This window comes from Pseudoalteromonas sp. OF7H-1 (genome assembly GCF_022347825.1).
GTDB lineage: Bacteria > Pseudomonadota > Gammaproteobacteria > Enterobacterales > Alteromonadaceae > Pseudoalteromonas > Pseudoalteromonas maricaloris.
The window spans coordinates 121,724-137,865 of sequence record NZ_JAKRFX010000013.1; the positions used below are offsets into that span (position 1 = coordinate 121,724).

The following is a 16,142-nucleotide window of genomic DNA, read 5'->3' on the forward strand; positions in this document are numbered from 1 at the left end:
GGTACACTCGCACAAGGCTTAGAAGTATTCAAGTTTAAAGAGGCGGCATGAACCACTCTCCTATTCCACTCAATATTACCGCGAGCGCCAAAATCGAAAGCATTGTGGTACTGCATGGCTTGTACATGTCTGGGTTTGTGATGCGGCCGCTTAGCGCTCGCTTAGGTAAATCTGGCTACCGTATTCTCAATTTAAGCTATAACACATTAACGCCAGATGTTGATGAGATCTGCGCTGCTATTGATACTTTCGTTGGCGACCGCCCCGCCGCACTCGTTTGCCACTCCATGGGAGGCTTAGTTGCAAGGGCGTATTTAGAACGAGGTTCTGCAACGAGCAAGCAAGTAAAAAAAGTGGTGACCTTGGGGACACCACATAAAGGCAGTGCCATTGCCAAGCATATGCACGACAAAGGACTGGAGCTACTGTTAAAAAACAGTGTGGAGTTTTTATTATCTAACAATCAAGATTGGCCTTTCGACGCCAAGCTTTACAGTATTGCTGGTGACTTACCCATCGGACTAATGCCACTACTACAAAAAGGTAGCCAGTCGGATGGTACTGTGTTGTTAGAAGAAACCAAGCTCAGTGGCATGGCCGAGCACAAAGTATTTCATCTCAGCCATACGAGCTTAATATATTCCCGTGCGGTAATGGACTATATCTGCGAGCTGTTAGAGAGGCCTTAGTGCTCTGCGCTTGCAGCCACTTTGTAAGCAATCACAGCGATCAAACCAACTACTAGCGGCACTGGTGCAGCGATATAACCAAAGGTGTCTGAGTTTGCGATACTTGCGCCAGCTAAATGACCTACTAGCCCAACAACAAATGCTACTAAAGCGATAACAACGACGACGAGTTCCATTTTATGTTCTGATTGTGTTTTGCCTTTCATACTCATTTCCTCAAGTAGTAGACACTGGTTTTTTGTGTCTTGATGAGATGATTATGCGCTTACAGTGCGGTGATATTTTGACCTAAATCAAGGTTTCAAACCGCCAAAATACGAACGTGATTAAACACTTGTCTTAGATCAAAAACTACGCGCTCTGGTAAGGTTTTAGGAAAAGTTGGCAAGCTTTATTCCTGCCAAGTATTCATGTCACCTTGTTATTTTTGAGCGCTTTTTGGGGTTTCATCTTGTTTTTTACCACGCTCATCCCAACGTCATCTTGTATTAATATTTGATATGTTTTGATTTTATTAATTGATTTTTCCGATTAAACACTTTGATTTTAATCATTGGGCAATCACCTAAGGTTGCGCCATACTGACTGTGAATCAACAAGGAGCATCGCATGACAAACATTAATTCTATCGGTTTAGACAAAGCTAAGAGCCAAGCACTAGTAACGTCACTTAATACGCTACTAAGTAGCTACCAAATTCAATATATGAATGCCCGTGGTTTTCACTGGAACATCAAAGGTCGTGAGTTTTTTGAACTACACCTAAAATTTGAAGAAATTTATACGCTATTACTTGAGAAAGTCGATGAAATCGCAGAGCGTATTTTGACGATTGAAGGCAATCCATTGCATGCGTTTTCTGATTATTTAGAAACCAGTAAAATTCAAGAAGCAAAAGGGATCAGCAATGGCACACAAGCACTAGAAACCTTGCTTGATGGCTATACAACGCTTATTTCTATGCAGCGTGAAATTTTAGCGCAAGCGGGCGAAGCCGAAGATGAAGGGACAGCAGCGCTAATGAGCGACTACATCAAAGAGCAAGAAAAGCTGGTGTGGATGCTTAAAGCGTATTTAAACTAAGATAGACGGATAGGTCGGGCTAAGGCTGCGATGTACAAGTCGAGCTAAAGCTACGACCTACAAGCTGGGCCAACTCCTACCTAGGTTTCCTCTGGTAGGAGCGAGTTCACCTCGCGAGCTTTTATCGCTTTTTGTCGAGCTAACATCAGGATGTACAAGTCGAGCTAAAGCTACGACCTACAAGCGAGCCAGCTCCTACCTAGATTCTTCTTTGGTAGGAACGAGTTTACCTCGCGAGCTTTTAGCGCTTTTTGTCGAGCTAACGTCAGGATGTACAAGTCGAGCTAAAGCTACGACCTACAAGCTGGGCCAGCTCCTACCTAGATTCTTCTTTGGTAGGAACGAGTTTACCTCGCGAGCTTTTAGCGCTTTTTGTCGAGCTAACGTCAGGATGTACAAGTCGAGCTAAAGCTACGACCTACAAGCTGGGCCAACTCCTACCTAGGATTCCTCTGGTAGGAGCGAGTTCACCTCGCGAGCTTTTATCGCTTTTTTGTCGAGCTAACGTCAGGATGTACGAGTCGAGCTAAAGCTACGACCTACAAGCAGAGCCAGCTCCTACCTAGGTTTTCCTCTTGTAGGAGCGAGTTCACCTCGCGATCTTTTGTCGAGTTAGAGCTACGACCTACCATTCAATAAGCTGATAAAGAATGCCATTTCTAGCGCTCTTTCATGTAAGCTTTTAAATCGGCCTGAGGCACCACCGTGACCCGCTTCCAAGTCGGTTTTAAAGACCAGTACGTTATCATCCGTTTTATATTCTCTAAGCTTAGCAACCCACTTCATTGGCTCCCAATACTGCACTTGCGAGTCGTGCAGACCTGTGGTGACTAGAATATTTGGGTAGGCTTTGGCTTCAATATTGTCATACGGTGAATACGCTAAAATATTCTGGTAGTCCGCTTCATTATTCGGATTACCCCATTCATCATACTCATTGGTGGTCAATGGGATTGACTCATCCAACATGGTAGTTAACACATCCAAGAAAGGCACATGGCAGCCTAACCCTAAATACAGCTCTGGAGCTTGGTTTGCAATTGCACCCATTAACAGGCCGCCTGCACTTCCGCCTGATGCAAACACTTTGTCTTTATGGCCGTAGCCCTGCTCAACCAAGGCCTTGGTAACATCAATAAAATCGTTGAAGGTATTTTGCTTATGCGCTTTTTTGCCTTGCTCATACCATTCACGACCAAGCATCTCAGAACCTCGAATATGCGCAATCGCGTATACAAACCCTCTATCTAACAGGCTTAGAATTTGACTAGAGAAGTTAGGGTCGATAGTAATACCATAAGAACCATAGCCATACTGCAATAGTGGATTGCTACCGTCTTGATTAAACTTATCTTTGCGATAGACCAAAGATACAGGGACTTTAACGCCATCTCTGGCGGTTATGTGCAAACGTTCAGAGTGATAATATTCTGGTTTAAAATCACCTAACACTTGCTGCTGCTTTTTAAGCGTTTTCTTACCTGTGGTTAAGTCACAATCGTATACTGAGCTTGGAGTTGTCATGCTCGAATAGTGGATACGAATATTACTTGAACTTGGCTCAGGGTTATTTCCAACCGTGGCAAAATAACAAGCATCATCAAATCCAAGGTGATAGCTCTGCCCTTGATAATCGTGGACAACAAAACGGATCTGCCCTTGTTCACGCTCAGTCAGCACAAAGTGACTATTGAACAGCTCCAAGCCTTCTAATAGTATATGGTCGCGATGGGCAACCAACTCTTCCCATTGCTCGACATCACCAACGGTTGCTGCTGTTGCACGCATTAAACGGAAGTTTTTAGCATTCTTATTACTCAGGATGTAAAAGAACTCTCCCATTTTTTCAAGACCATATTCATGGCCAATTTCTCTTGGAATAAGGGTACTAAACTCACCGCAAGGATCGTTTGCATCCAGTATTAACTGATCGCTCGTTTCCGTCGCTGCGAGATAGATATAAATAGCGCTTTCGTCACGACTTTTACCCAATCCCATATAAAATTGGCGATCTTGCTCTTCAAACACCAAAATATCATCACTTTGTGGCGTTCCCAACACATGGCGATACACTTGGAAGCCGAGCAACGTTTGCTCGTCTTTTTTGACATAAAATACGGTTTTATTGTCGTTCGCCCAAATTACCTGACCTTCCGTGTTATACAGCACGTCTTGTAGTAATGTATTGGTGTTTAAATCAAGAAACTTGATGGTGTAAATTCGACGCCCATCGGTATCTTCACTATAGGCAAGCAGTTGCTCATCTGGGCTTACAGTAATATCACCGATGTCATAAAACTCGTTGCCAGCGGCTAACTGATTAATGTCTAACAGCAGTTTTTTATCCGACAAATCTTCTTGTGATGCACGATAATACTTAGCATATTCCTCATCACCACTCACTTCACTCACATACCAATAGTTGCCATCTTTGGCGGGCACTGAGCTATCGTCTTTTACGATACGACCTTTCATTTCTTCAAACAGCTGGGTTTGCAGCGCTTGATGAGGCGTCATTTGCGCTTCACAGTAATCATTCTCTGCTTTGAGGTGTGCCAACACATCAGCATTTTTACGCTCGTCATCACGCATCCAGTAGTAGTTGTCGATACGTTCATGATTATGGTGCAGCAAGGATTTCGGCTGCTTTTTGGCTAGCGGTTGAGTTTTTTCCATCACCAAGTTGTCATCCTAAATTCGTTATTTTTCGCCAGTGTATCACAGCAAATTTAGGAATTAACAACCATCTAAAAAGCTTTCTGGTGTTTCCTCTACAGCAACACCCTGAGACTTTGCAACCTGCCACAATTGCTCTCCTTGTGATTTAGGCACAAGCCAATTACAGGCAAAACTCGAATATAGATAAACTTCTTCATCTTCTACAGAAAGTAGCTCAACCCCAAATTGATCCTGCTTATTTGGATGGCGATAAACACAAAGCTTATTGTTGCTCGTCATTCTATACACTTTCGGCAGTGGTGAGCGCCAGTTATAAATGTGAATTTCACGATTCTCAAAGTTGAGGATTAATGTGTGTTCCAGATTAATGATTGCATAAACAATGACACCTGCAGTGAGCAGTAGCATCACTATTATTGCTGGTCTTGCCAAACTAGCATCCACAGTCAATGAATTGCCAGAAACGACATCCTCAACCGTTATCGCATAATAAGTACCCAATGCAAAAAATATAGTGCATGCCAAAATTTGCAAAGGTAGAAGCCTAAAGCTTTTTTTTAATGTAACGCACTGAATCATAATATCCTTTATTTTCTAATCACTGATAATCAACTCTATTGGTATAGCGCATATTAAGACGTTAAATTAGCAGCTAAAATAGCTTAGATGTAGGCCCAACAGCCCTCATTTTTCTTTTGCCATATGCCAAAGCAGCAAAGAAAGAAGTGGCGATACGGACTCATATTGGCAGATAGCCGGAGCGTTTTGTAAACGTAATTTTTGTCTGCATAGGATAAAACTCAGAAAATTTATTACTTAACAAATGATAAGAAATATTATCAGCTCACAATACTCACTTTTAGTAAGTATTGTGAGCGAACAGAACTACTAACTACTCATGCTTAAAGCCAATACGTATCACAGAAATAGCATATTCAATCCCCTCAACATCCATGCGTCCTTGCTGATTTCTATTCCCTGTACTCATTTCATCAAGGTAAATCGTTAAAGACTTGTCTGCTGCTGCAATGAGTTCACCATCATCAATCACCCCGTTGTAATTAACATCTTGCCAAACCTTAAGGTAATGATAATTATTATCAAATTTATCGAGTATTGCATCTTGGTTTGAATCTAATAGAGAAATAGTGTCTTGAGTCTCAGTAAATGGCTTGAATAATATCTCACTCGCACTATCTAACTGATTGTTTTGATTTGCATCAACGATCAATAATGCATCATCACTTCCCACTGTAATGGAGTTGGTGTTTGGATTAAGTGACCATTCTACTCCATCCAGTGCCAGATCAAGTGCGATAAAATGCCCTGACGTAGCTAAAGTATCTAGGCTTCTATAGCCTCGGCAAGGTGGCTCATCAGGTCTATGTACTACACTCATCATACCGCAAACTATATCTGTAACGGTTTCCGGTCTTCCATCATTCGGATTTGACCAACTAGTTGGAATATTAAACTCTTGCTGTATAGCTTGATCCATAAATGACTCAAACTTACTACCAACGAAAAAGCTAGAAGCTGTACCAGCAAATGCAGAAAGCAACATACCTTGTGGACTGGTCCCCGCTAATATTGACACAGCTTTGGCTACTCCCATGCCTGTACTGATCCCTACAACAAATGTCATCGCCTCTGAAATAGCAAGCCGATTCTCGCCGTTAGCTAGATGGATAAAAGTCTGCAATGTTCCATTTGTAGCGACTATCAACATGTTAATTTTCGCTATTTTTTCACTTACTTTCTGATGTAGCCTTCTATTCGTTCTCACCTTCTTTCGATATTCTTCTAGAGCATTTAGTATTTCCTTTGCTGCCACCGCAAGATCATTTGCGGTTTCATTAAATTTGGCTTCTTGCTCTGCTGTAGTGTCTGAATTACCATTACTCCCGCTACCCGAAGATGCTCCACTGCTACTTGAACTGCCACCGCCAGAATCTCCCCAGCCCCCCGAGAAACATCGTGCCTGCCTCATACTACGTACATTAATTACGCATTCTCTCTCGTGCTTCCAGCCATTAACTTCAATACGTTCAACGTCATCACTTGCTTGTACTTTAGCTGATGCACTGATGACCCCCAGAGCAAATGTAATAGCGCCTGAAATAAGTGATACTTTCAAAACAACCCCTCAATTAAACAATTTTTTGCAATTATATTAAAATTACCCAAAACAGGTATGGCAAGAAATTATTAATTTCCCTTTTTCGGAAACGAATTAGGTTTTTAATACACAAAAAAGGCCGGGCATCACTGCGCGGCCTTTATATTATTGAGGGTAAACGAGAGTTTCTAAGCTTCTGCTTTCTCTAGTTGGTTATCGCCAGATTTAGGCTTGCGTCTGATCTTCGCTTTTAAGCGTGAACCCGCACCCTGCATATCCGTTAAGATGATGTATAGGGCCGGCACTAACACCAGCGTGATAAGCGTTGCGAATAGCACTGCAAACCCAAGTGATACCGCCATCGGAATAACAAATCTTGCTTGTAGACTCGTTTCAAAGATGATTGGCATTACACCAGCAAACGTCGTGATAGAGGTTAGCGTGATTGCTCTAAAGCGTGCACACCCCGCTTCAATAACCGCCTCTTTAAGCTTAACGCCCTCAGCACGTGCTTGGTTGATATAGTCCGTCATTACCAAGGAGTCGTTGATCACAACCCCTGCAGCGGCTACTAGTCCAAACATAGACATAGTACTCATATCTAAGCCAAACACTAAGTGACCCCATAGCGCGCCCACTAAGCTAAACGGAATTACCGACATCACGATAAGCGGTTGTGCGTAACTCTTCAGCGGTACAGCCAATAGGATATAAACCATCAACATACCAGCGGCAAAGAATAAGATCTGCTCACTGGTTTGCGCTTGACGCTCTTCCACACTACCACCTAGCTTAGTTTTGACGCCTGGGAACTGTTTTAGTAGCTCTGGTAAGATATTTTCTTCGATATTCTTAACCACGGCATCTGGCTCAATCAGCTCTTCATCGATGCTACCGTATACATATACCGTTCTAAAGCCATCTTCACGACGAATATAATTGATACCCGGCTTCTCGGTAAACTCTACGACATCGCCTAGCATCACTTCTTTGCCTTTTGGCGTTGTGATGATAGTACGCTTAAGTGAAGCCAAAGCTTTACGATCTAGTTCAGGATAACGCACCATCACTTTGATCTCTTCGCCATCACGAATAACACGCTGTGCTTCGCCACCGTAGAAACTATTACCAACCTGAATCGCAACATCAGCAAGTTGCAAGCCAAGCTCATAAGCCACTGGCTTAAGCGCGATCTGCATTTCTTTACTCGCAGGGTCAATACTCGAGCTGATATCAAATAACCCGGGTTGCTGCTGCAACATAGAAATAAGCTGTCTGCCCGCCGCATTGAGGGTCTCGATATCAGAACCTAGCAAGCGATAACCAAATTCACCCTCACCACCACTTTGATCGCCAACACTGTCATACACAATGATTGATTTCACAGCGGTGATCTCTGGCATTGCCTCGCGCCAACGACGTGCAAGTTCAAAAGCCGTAAATGGTCTTTGCTCTTCGTCAACTAACGTCGATAACACTGAGCCCTTAGTGCGGCTTTGGTTCCAAGAATATACATCCTTAATCATGCCTTGACCGAACTCTTGAGCAATCTCTTTATCGACATTGCGTACCATTAACTCAATAGACTGCATCGCTGTAATGGTCTGCTCGTCTGATACGTTGTCGTTCATGGTAATTTCGATCTTTGGATAGTCTTCTGGCACTTTCGGGAATGGAATAAAGCGCACTAAATTCGAAGTCACTAAGCTAAAGCTAAATACCAGCATCGCCACAAAAGTTAATAATACGGTCCAGCGCCAGTCAACACAGCGCTGAATAAAGCGTCTGTATGGTCCGTTTACAAATGCGAAGAACTTCTTGTTAAATGCAGCACGACGACTGTTTGGACGTAGTGGTTTAATCTTAGTGTGAGCAATGTGCGCTGGCAAAATCCATTTGGATTCAATCAAGCTGAATACCAAGCACAGAATAATAACGCCCGAGATTGACTTAAAGAATGCACTTTCAGGACCAGATGAGAACAACATAGGTGCAAACACAGCAATGGTTGTTAATACACCGAAGGTTGCTGGCGTTGCAACACGCTTAGCGCCAATTACCACATTCTTAACGCTGTGGCCTTTGCGTTCAATTTCGGAGTAGGCGGACTCCCCTATGACAATGGCGTCATCCACCACGATCCCAAGTACCATGATAAAGGCGAACAGCGATACAATATTAATACTGATCCCAAGTGCTGGCATAAATAGGAACGCACCGAGGAAGCACACCGGCAAACCAATCATTACCCATAGCGCTAATTTGAAGCGTAGGAAAATAGTCAGCATGATTGCGACGAGTAACGCCCCTTGGATCATATTGCTCTTCATCATCTCGAGTCGAGCGTTCAGGTAGTACGTCATATCAACAATTGGTTCTAATCTTAAGCCTGCAGGTAATTTAGCGTTTTTCTCTTCGATATATTTATGTACCGCTTTCGCGATTGGGATCATATTTTGGTCTTTGGTCGCTTTAACCGACAGGAATACCGCATTTTCACCATTCAAACGGAAGTAATATTCACCTTCAGTTAGGCCGTCTTTAATTTCTGCGATATCTTGAAGATAAATTTTGGCGCCGTTATCACCGACTTTAACAGGTATGTTTCTAAACTCATTACCGCGGTACATTTGGTTTTCAACACGCACTGCAATAATGCCAGATTCGGTTCTGATTTGACCTGCTGAAATGTTGGTCGAATAACGTCTAATTGCGCTACTTACATCACTAATCGTTAGGTTGTAACGACGCAGAGCATCTGGATCAACTTCAATGCCAATCTCGTAATCAGGGGTTGAACGGTCAACCAGTGAAATCGTTGGAATTTCGAGTAATTCATCCTCGATTTCTTTGGCAATTGGCTTGAGGGCATTCAACGGGAGATTACCAGCCAGCGCGATGTTTACCACGTCTTGACGAAATTCTATAAGCTGAACCTGCACAGGCTCCATGGATGCTGGGAAGGTCGCGATACTATTCACACGCGAGCGAATTTTATCTTCCACTTCCGTTAGGTCTTCATCTTTATAGATTTCAAGTTGCGCACTACCGCTGCCTCTAGCGGCACGGTAAACCCCTTTTTTGATTTCTGTAACGTCTTTTAATGCTTCTTCAATTTTGATCAAGATCCCCTCTTCAATTTCTTGAGGAGACGCGCCAGGATACACGGCTGACACCGTCACATAATTGATCTCAAAGTTTGGAAACATTTGCCTTTGGATAGTCATATAACTGATAAAACCCATTATCAGTATGAAGACCATCAACAAGTTTGCCGCTACCGTATTATTCGCAAAATAAGCGATAATACCGCGCTGCGATGCTTTTTCTATATCACTCATGGTCGCTCCTTGCTGTTACAGCTTTTCCGGCTGACTACTTGGCTTTGATGAGGAGTCCGTGCCAGCAACTTTAACTTCCATGCCTTTTTGTGGATATTCAGGTGGTGTCATGACCACTTTATCGCGACTTGTGATGCCATCGCCGATTAAGAAGAACTCACCCTCTTCGCGGATAACTTGCACTTTACGTGGCTCAAGCTGGTTATCTTGATTAAGTAACCAAACCGACTGATTATTCACGATATCTTGAGGTAGACGGTAGATTTGTTTTAACGTTTTACCCGCAAAGCTAACTTGTACATACGTACCGTATTTTATCGCTGGCTGGCGCGTTGTAAGACCGTACGGGTCGTTAATACGCACCACCAAGTTGTTCATACGCGTTTGTTGGTCAACAGTACCTAAATCTCTATCAATTACCGCTTCACGAGTGAAGGCATTCACACCACGTTGATAAACCGTAGCAGCAAGGCCTGACACTCGCTCAGGTAAAAACACAGAATCAAAACCCGCGATAGGAATAATGACTTCGGCAGTTTCGATGTTATTGACCGTACCAACTGAGCTACCCATAGACACGAACTGGCCAAGACCAACGTCTTTTTTCACCACTAGTGCGTTATAAGGCGCGATAACTTCACAGTTTTCTAGGTCTCGCTTTGCACGCTGCAGTGCAGCTTTTGCCGATTTTACTGAGGCTTTAGCACTCATGACCTGCGGTTTACGTAAAAATAGGTCGGTATGCTTTTTATTTGGAAATCTTCTTGCTTCATCAGCAGCTACATCAGCTTGTGCTTGCTCTTCGATAAGCTGTGCCTCGGCTCTGGCAAGTTCTGCTTCTGCTTGTAGCAACGCAGCTTCGTAGTTATCTTGCTCAATGCGCAGTAACACTTCGCCTTTTTGTACCACACCGCCTTCAACAAAGTTAGGGTGCCAGTATTCAACTTCGCCCGATACTTGAATAGAAAGTTGTGTACTTTCTAGCGGTTTTACTTCGCCATAGCTTTGGATCACAACTTGGTGATCTTGCGCAGCGAGAGTTTCAACTTCAACAACAGGACGAGAATCGACTTCTTGCTTCTCAGGTTCACTCTTAGCAACGGCATTGACGAACATAAATCCGACAACACCGACTATAAGCACGGTAAAGGGTAGAATCCATTTTAAAGTTTTAGCTTGCATGACAGTACCTATTGATAATTTCCTGACCGTATAGTACCAAGTTTAGCGCGTTCTCGGATGTGACATTTGTAAGAATCTGTTACACCTTTAGAACAACTTTTTATAACTATCGAAAAACAGCGGAAATTATAAAGTAATTTCAAACAATTAAGCACCAAAACCTTTGATTTACAAAGGTCTTTCTAAGTGCGATTTTTGTGAGTTATATAACAATTCTTTCGGCTTTTTGTCACATTTATCACCCTAGATCTGCTTAGTGACATGATGAAGCTCAAGCACTAGAGCGATACAGCCTACCAATACGATAGCGAACAACAGATAGATCCCAAGCAGCGGACTCAAGATGCCAAACATACTCGCCACAACTAAAGACAAGAAAACAGCAATAACCACCGCGACTAACACGAGAGAAGGCCGGCTCCAACACTGCTCAATAAGAACATCGCGTACCTTAGCACCGACTAAACGCTTAATATTAAAGACTGGCGCATTTAATATGGCGGCGAAAGCGCCGCTCAATAACACAACTAGCATTAGATTTAGCCTATACCTCACTCGCCTCAATAGCTTATGCCATAATGTCATGCTTATCCCTTCACTAATTCAGATGGGTTGATTAATGCGTTGAGTGGCCTGCGCAGTATTTGCTGTAGTGAAAAGTACAAACACGAACTCGACACCAACACTATCCCCACAGCCGCAATCGAAAACTCTGCCACGTTAAATGTTTGCTGAAAGTATGGCGACAATAATAAACACCCTGTCAGGGAGATCATTAACGCAATACCTATGTGCTTAAAGTGGGTAGTAAGATCCTCTCGAGTGAGATCGCTGTGTTTGGCACCCAGCACCATTTTCGTGCCGTAATAAGAAACCTTAAGTGATTGGCTATAACGAAAGACACCAAACAGGCCAATAATCACGAGCAATAACGCCAACGCAAAGATAAATAGTGCTCCATAGGTAACCAAGGTATCGGTCAACAGGTATTGCTCACGCTGCGCAGTAAGTGATTTAAAACTAAAGATTTTCAATGCTGGATGAACTTGTGTAAGCAGCGCTGAAAAATGGGGTTTAGTAACTGGCTGCTGAGTCTTAATTAACGCCGTATTACTTCCTTGTACAGCTCGATAAACATGGGGCAGTGCGGGTTCGCCTGGCACGGCTAAATCAGCAACGACACCAATAATTTCAAACGCTGCATCTTCATCTGTAATGTTAAAACTCAAGCGCTTGCCTAGCGCCTTTTCCTCTCCACCTAGCTGCTCAGCAAAGGTTTTATTGATAATTAACTGCTGCTCACCGCGGCGCACCGCTTCACTATCGAAAAACTGACCTTGCAGTAACGGCAAAGAAAAAAACTCAAGATAACCACTATCCACAACTCGGCCAACCGGATGCACGCGTTCAAGCGTCTCGACTTCTTGCAATGACCAAGTGCCAACACCTTGCCCGATGGGTGAACGGCTTCGACTCACCGCGATTACTTCTACGGTATTCCCTAGGGCTTCACTGGCTTGACGCATTACCTCTGTGTATTCGTCTCTCGGCATGGTGTCAGGAGCATAAAACGTGACTTCGTATTTATTCTTGAGATCTACCGCATAAGCATTTTTGAGATGAGATATGGCAGCAGCACCGACATTAAAGCAGAAGAAGGTCAAGATAATAGAAATACTTAACTGACTCACCGCCATGATCTGTTGTACTCGCGCACTCACAACAACGGCATTCCCCTTACCGCTTTGTTTTAGCATGTGTGTTAAGTGACGAAAGCGTATTGCTGACATTCCAGCTAACAACAATAACCAGCTCGTCAATAAAGCGACCAATCCCAGTGCAAGCACACTTTGCCAGGTTAACGAAATCAGCTGCGCTTGCGGCAACAGCCCTACTAGTTCTTGCTGTAACCACTGGCAGATAACATAAGACGCGCCAATTGCAACCACGAGTGATACTAAGCAAAGTGCTAGCAGCGGTAACCACTGCATCAGCGCAATATCTCTTATTTTTGCTCCCACCACCGCTTGAATTGCCAGCCGGCGCTGGATCTGACTGAGTCTTGCAAGGTATAAGTTACTGATATTTAAGAGCGCGATACCAAGTAAACCAAGCGATACCACAAACATTCCAAATAACAATAAGGGAGACTTACCGAGCATAATTGATTTCAACGGCATCGCGCGAATGCCAATATGCCACTTCGCAAAATACTCACTGTCGCTCACTTTGCTGCGCCAAAGTGTGTTCATTTCGTTGGAAAGCGAGAGGCTGACTTGTTCATGCTCCACCCCTGTAGCCAGTTTACCCACCATCAAGTTAAGCGCATAACGGTTCCACCAGTAAGGTTTAGCTTCCTCTGAAGTTAGGTTGTATTGCCAAGGTAGCCATACCGCAGTGTTGTGCGTGAGCTTTTTTAAGTTAGGTTCATAAAACCGCTCTGCCGCCACCCCGACAATCGTAAACTCTCGCTCATCCAGACGCAGCGTTTTATTTAAGATATTAGGATCGCCATTGAAGTGGTTTTGCCAAGCTTGAAAGCTCAGCACAGCCACAGGGCTGCTCTCATCGACAGGTTCGGTAATAACCCGCCCCATCGCAAGCGGCATATCAAAAATACTAAACCACTCGGGCGAGACATAAGCCGATTCAACTTGAGGCGCACCAGCATCTGAGTTAAGCAATTGCTCCGCATAATGCACCATCGCCAGTTGCTCCATTGCGGCAGGTTTATGCTCGTATAAATGCATCAATGATGGGTAGTTAAAGGCTTCGCTGCTCTCGTTGCCATTTTCATCAAACATCGGGTATTCAAGTTTAACAATACGTTCTGAACCCGGGTATGGTAGAGGTGAGAAATACAGGCTATGTAACATTCCCATTGCGACCAGCATCACAACGAATACGCAGCTCAGCGTAGTCACCACACTAACATGGTAAATATTTGCACGGCCTAAGTTGAACACTTGCATGGTGCCCTCTCTATGCTCGTTGACTAACAGGTTGAGCAGAAGCGACAGTGCCTAACAGCTCACCATCAAACAATTTCACCTGCCTTGGAGCCATATCGGCATAACGTGGATCGTGCGTCACCATACAAACTGTAGTGCCTTGCTGATGCAATTCAGCGATTAATTGCATCACCTGATCGCCACTTTTCGAATCTAAGTTACCTGTCGGTTCATCCACCAGTAGCATGCTTGGCTCGGTCACCAAAGCACGAGCAATCGCGACACGCTGCTGCTGCCCGCCTGATAACTGATTTGGCTTGTGTTGAACGCGATGCGACAATCCAACCTTTTGTAAACAATACTCGACTCGTAGCTTTACTTCAGCCTTACTCAACTTCTCAGGACGATACTTTAGGGGTAAAGCGACGTTATCGAATACCGAAATTTCATCAATGAGATTAAAAGCCTGAAAGACAAACCCAATATGCTCATTGCGAAGCTCAGCGGCCTGATCAAGCGTCAGGGTTGTTACATCATGAGCGCCAATCGTATAACTGCCACTTGTTGCTTGGTCAATTAAACCAATGATGGATAACAAAGTAGATTTACCACAACCAGAGGGGCCAGAGATCGAAATAAAATCGCCTTTTGCTATTTCCAGTGAAATATTTCTCAGTGCGTGTGTTTGCAGCTCTTCGGTTTCGAACACTTTATTGATATTTTTAAGCACTATCATTTTGATATTCCTACTTTAATAAGATTGTCTCATCTAGACTGGCAAGATAGGCTAGATCAGAAATGATTAATCGTCTCCCGGCTTCAACGCCAGAATCTATAACAATATATTTCCCAGTTGAAGCACCAAAAGTGATTTCTATCGGCTTTGCGGTGTCATCATTATTCAGGGCAAATAAGGTCTTCGTTTGATTATCTTTGGCATTGGCAGGGCGCTGAACATAGGTGGCATTGGCAAGATGCTTAATGGCGATGCTGGCAGAGATACTCAGCTGCGAGCGTGCCTGCTTTGGTAATGTATTTGGTAAACTCACCTCTACTTCCACGCTATTGTTTGTCACCACTGGGTCAACTCGGATCACTTCGCCTTTTACTTTGTTGGCTTGCATGTTCACCATAACGTCTTGCCCAGTTTCAACCCAGCGCACTTGGGATTGTGGCACAGACAATACCGCCACCAACGACTGGTTAGAGCCAATCAATGCTAGCTCGTCACCAACATTGACTCGTTGTCCAAGCGCCAGAGGCATGCGCTCAATGATCCCTGAAGTGCTGGCTTTAATCTCCAGTTGTTGTTGTTTTTCCAGCAAGTTATTGAGTTCTTGCTCACGAATGTTAATTTCTTCGTTGGCAAGTGTAAGCGCCGAACCATGCAGTGCTTGAAGCTGTTTAGCTTGCTGTTCTAGCATGGTAATTTCATGTTGTAAGGTACTCAAACTGGTTTCAGTTTGGGCAAAGTTCAGCGCGGAAATAATACCTTGTTGTGCAAGGCCTTGCTCCGCGCGGTGACGCAATACTAAGGTTTTTAGCGCGCCTTGTTTTTGCATCAGCTGTGTTTGTTCGTTTAACAGCTCCCGTTGTTGAGTCAGTAACAGCTGCTCTTTTATTGTCCACGACTGACGCAAAGCTTGTGTGGCTTGTTGAACCTGCAACACGAGATCAGGGCTCACAAGCTCGGCTATCACTTCACCTTTGTGCACAATTGCGCCCGCTTTATGGTGGATAGTTTTAACGATAGCCGCGCTTTGCGCGTTTAATAAAAACTGCTCAGCACTACGTAATTCCCCAAAGCTATCTACTGATAAGGTAAACGGACCTTGTTTCACTTCCGCCACCAGTATTTCAGCGCGCATCACACTAGAATGAGGCGCCCATTGTTGCCACAGCAAATAAACAACTATCGCCGCCATTAAACAGGCAACAACGATATAGTGTGTGGTCTTTTTTGGCTTCGCTGGCTTGACTAGATCCATTTCCCCTCCTAACTGACTAAGCGCTAAGAGCGAGATTTATGCCAAAATTTAATAACTTTAAATTTCAATAATTTAAAATCACTATAACTGCGAAAGTCAGCGGATATTCC

Annotated in this window: 12 protein-coding genes; 2 read left to right on the plus strand and 10 right to left on the minus strand. The window is 43.8% G+C overall.

The window, feature by feature from the left end; all coding sequences use genetic code 11:
• Positions 1–47 precede the first annotated feature (47 nt).
• The gene (locus MHN30_RS16280) at positions 48–689 is read left to right on the plus strand and encodes an alpha/beta fold hydrolase (protein ID WP_130165141.1); all 642 of its coding nucleotides are present in this window, start codon (positions 48–50) and stop codon (positions 687–689) included.
• Here the strand turns inward: MHN30_RS16280 and MHN30_RS16285 are convergent.
• Positions 686–895, minus strand: a complete 210-nt coding sequence (locus MHN30_RS16285; RefSeq protein WP_128727307.1) for a hypothetical protein — start codon at positions 893–895, stop codon at positions 686–688. The two genes, MHN30_RS16280 and MHN30_RS16285, sit on opposite strands and share 4 nt — an antisense overlap.
• Positions 896–1,298: 403 nt before the next feature.
• On the opposite strand from MHN30_RS16285, the gene MHN30_RS16290 reads away from it, so the two are divergent.
• Positions 1,299–1,772 (plus strand): Dps family protein, encoded by a 474-nt coding sequence (locus tag MHN30_RS16290; protein WP_010376518.1) that lies wholly within the window; start codon positions 1,299–1,301, stop codon positions 1,770–1,772.
• A gap of 618 nt (positions 1,773–2,390) precedes the next feature.
• On the opposite strand, the gene MHN30_RS16295 is transcribed toward MHN30_RS16290, so the two are convergent.
• The 9 genes from MHN30_RS16295 to MHN30_RS16335 form a co-directional block, all read right to left on the minus strand.
• Positions 2,391–4,448 (minus strand): S9 family peptidase, encoded by a 2,058-nt coding sequence (locus tag MHN30_RS16295; RefSeq protein ID WP_130165142.1) that lies wholly within the window; start codon positions 4,446–4,448, stop codon positions 2,391–2,393.
• A 60-nt stretch (positions 4,449–4,508) separates the two neighbouring features.
• Entirely contained in the window at positions 4,509–4,883 is a 375-nt protein-coding gene (locus MHN30_RS16300; RefSeq protein WP_239360351.1) for a hypothetical protein, read from the minus strand.
• Positions 4,884–5,343: 460 nt separating this feature from the next.
• Complete coding sequence (locus MHN30_RS16305) at positions 5,344–6,588, minus strand: hypothetical protein (RefSeq protein ID WP_239360352.1); 1,245 nt, start codon at positions 6,586–6,588, stop codon at positions 5,344–5,346.
• Positions 6,589–6,758: 170 nt separating this feature from the next.
• Positions 6,759–9,911: an efflux RND transporter permease subunit gene (locus MHN30_RS16310; RefSeq protein ID WP_239360353.1), complete on the minus strand. Its 3,153-nt coding sequence runs from the start codon at positions 9,909–9,911 to the stop codon at positions 6,759–6,761.
• A gap of 15 nt (positions 9,912–9,926) precedes the next feature.
• Positions 9,927–11,093 (minus strand): efflux RND transporter periplasmic adaptor subunit, encoded by a 1,167-nt coding sequence (locus MHN30_RS16315; RefSeq protein ID WP_045987861.1) that lies wholly within the window; start codon positions 11,091–11,093, stop codon positions 9,927–9,929.
• Between the two features lie 243 nt (positions 11,094–11,336).
• Entirely contained in the window at positions 11,337–11,678 is a 342-nt protein-coding gene (locus tag MHN30_RS16320) for a hypothetical protein (protein ID WP_130165146.1), read from the minus strand.
• A gap of 2 nt (positions 11,679–11,680) precedes the next feature.
• Entirely contained in the window at positions 11,681–14,065 is a 2,385-nt protein-coding gene (locus MHN30_RS16325; protein WP_239360354.1) for an ABC transporter permease, read from the minus strand.
• Positions 14,066–14,075: 10 nt separating this feature from the next.
• Complete coding sequence (locus MHN30_RS16330; RefSeq protein ID WP_239360355.1) at positions 14,076–14,780, minus strand: ABC transporter ATP-binding protein; 705 nt, start codon at positions 14,778–14,780, stop codon at positions 14,076–14,078.
• A 10-nt stretch (positions 14,781–14,790) separates the two neighbouring features.
• Positions 14,791–16,032 (minus strand): HlyD family efflux transporter periplasmic adaptor subunit, encoded by a 1,242-nt coding sequence (locus MHN30_RS16335; RefSeq protein WP_239360356.1) that lies wholly within the window; start codon positions 16,030–16,032, stop codon positions 14,791–14,793.
• Positions 16,033–16,142: the final 110 nt, after the last annotated feature.

What these genes read in the sequence shown, in the direction of transcription:
- MHN30_RS16280 (WP_130165141.1), top strand. Translation starts at nt 48, where the DNA reads ATGAACCACTCTCCTATTCCACTCAATATTACCGCGAGCGCCAAAATC.
- MHN30_RS16285 (WP_128727307.1), bottom strand. Translation starts at nt 895, where the DNA reads ATGAAAGGCAAAACACAATCAGAACATAAAATGGAACTCGTCGTCGTT.
- MHN30_RS16290 (WP_010376518.1), top strand. Translation starts at nt 1,299, where the DNA reads ATGACAAACATTAATTCTATCGGTTTAGACAAAGCTAAGAGCCAAGCA.
- MHN30_RS16295 (WP_130165142.1), bottom strand. Translation starts at nt 4,448, where the DNA reads ATGGAAAAAACTCAACCGCTAGCCAAAAAGCAGCCGAAATCCTTGCTG.
- MHN30_RS16310 (WP_239360353.1), bottom strand. Translation starts at nt 9,911, where the DNA reads ATGAGTGATATAGAAAAAGCATCGCAGCGCGGTATTATCGCTTATTTT.
- MHN30_RS16315 (WP_045987861.1), bottom strand. Translation starts at nt 11,093, where the DNA reads ATGCAAGCTAAAACTTTAAAATGGATTCTACCCTTTACCGTGCTTATA.
- MHN30_RS16320 (WP_130165146.1), bottom strand. Translation starts at nt 11,678, where the DNA reads ATGACATTATGGCATAAGCTATTGAGGCGAGTGAGGTATAGGCTAAAT.
- MHN30_RS16325 (WP_239360354.1), bottom strand. Translation starts at nt 14,065, where the DNA reads ATGCAAGTGTTCAACTTAGGCCGTGCAAATATTTACCATGTTAGTGTG.
- MHN30_RS16330 (WP_239360355.1), bottom strand. Translation starts at nt 14,780, where the DNA reads ATGATAGTGCTTAAAAATATCAATAAAGTGTTCGAAACCGAAGAGCTG.
- MHN30_RS16335 (WP_239360356.1), bottom strand. Translation starts at nt 16,032, where the DNA reads ATGGATCTAGTCAAGCCAGCGAAGCCAAAAAAGACCACACACTATATC.